The sequence below is a fragment of the Pseudovibrio sp. WM33 genome (genome assembly GCF_001623165.1).
Taxonomy (GTDB): Bacteria; Pseudomonadota; Alphaproteobacteria; order Rhizobiales; family Stappiaceae; genus Pseudovibrio.
This window is the reverse complement of record NZ_LMCK01000080.1, coordinates 1-1,095: the sequence shown is the minus strand read 5'-3', so window position 1 is coordinate 1,095 and position 1,095 is coordinate 1. Positions and strand designations below refer to the sequence as shown.

Genomic DNA, 1,095 nt, shown 5'->3' with positions numbered 1-1,095 from the left:
ACTAACTTTCAAACCGGACTACTCAAGTGGGGCTGATCAGGCCAACCGGTTGCTCTGCCTTTAGCGCTAACATCACTGCATGTCTTGTAGGATCTTTGATCGCATTCTCAGCAATCTTCTGCGTTTTCTTTTCTGAAAACGGAATGTAGCCAAGCCGACTTTCTTCATGCGCCTGCCGCGCTAACTCTATAACAGCAGGAATATCCTGCTTACTTCCCACCAACCGAAAGGTGTAAGCCGAGCTACTTCTTGATCGCTCTGACCCTTTTCCATCCCGTTCTACTGCCTCAGCATCCGCATCCATTTTGCTCTTGTCCCCGCATCTTATTTTGATTTGCAAAGAACATATATGAGAGCGACAAAACCCAAAACCCAAAACCGAAAACTGTTCAACCACGCCTTGCCTTAGCAACAAATAACTCATCTACAAACCTTATGCTTTGCGGTTCTCATAAAGGCTTGATCATGGACTGCATGAAGTGATTTCAGTTATTGACCCCATCAGCTTTATAATCTCCTTTGAGAGGCACCTGAAAGCTAATCAACATGACGTTTTCATAACTTATTTTGAGCAGCAAATACGACTGTTTCCGCTACAAGCTGTCCACTACAGCACAAACCCTCAGTTTTGGTGGATGCTTTTATTCTTTAGATAGACAACTGGAATCATTGTGTGATTCATCAAAGGGATGCTTAATCCCTCTCTTCCCTGCGGAAAATGGGAGGACGTTCTGTCCTCGCTGCCCTCTCACCTCGACCTGAACCAAACAGCATTCAAATGTGGTGCCCTGCGCCGCCGGCGGCAGGTATCAGATAGTACAGACCTGCTGCGTCTGGCGCTGGCTTATGGTCCGTGTGGCATGTCGCTGCGCAGCACCTCCGCGTGGGCTTCCATGAGTGGGCTGGGGGAGTTATCGGATGTTGCCGTTCTGAAGCGACTGAAAGGAGCTCATGAGTGGCTCGGGGTGATCGTTGCCGAGCTGTTGTCAGAGGCCGGAGGGCAGAGCTTCCCAAATGGGCACCGTCTGCGGCTTGTTGACGGAACATGTATTGCCGGTCCGGCAAGCAAAGGAACAGACTGGCGGATACACGCCA

General features: G+C 49.7%; 1 protein-coding gene and 1 pseudogene. One reads left to right on the top strand and one right to left on the bottom strand.

Translation table 11 applies throughout. The features are described 5' to 3' along the window. Positions 1–22: 22 nt before the first annotated feature. Positions 23–304, bottom strand: a complete 282-nt coding sequence (locus PsWM33_RS13655) for a hypothetical protein (RefSeq protein ID WP_153039945.1) — start codon at positions 302–304, stop codon at positions 23–25. 385 nt (positions 305–689) lie between these two features. Between PsWM33_RS13655 and PsWM33_RS13650 the strand changes: the two are divergent. Next, positions 690–1,095, top strand: a pseudogene (locus PsWM33_RS13650) (IS4 family transposase); the annotation flags it as partial.

Bases quoted from the DNA above. Each gene is read 5' to 3' on its own strand.
- PsWM33_RS13655 (WP_153039945.1), bottom strand. From the start codon at position 304: ATGGATGCGGATGCTGAGGCAGTAGAACGGGATGGAAAAGGGTCAGAG.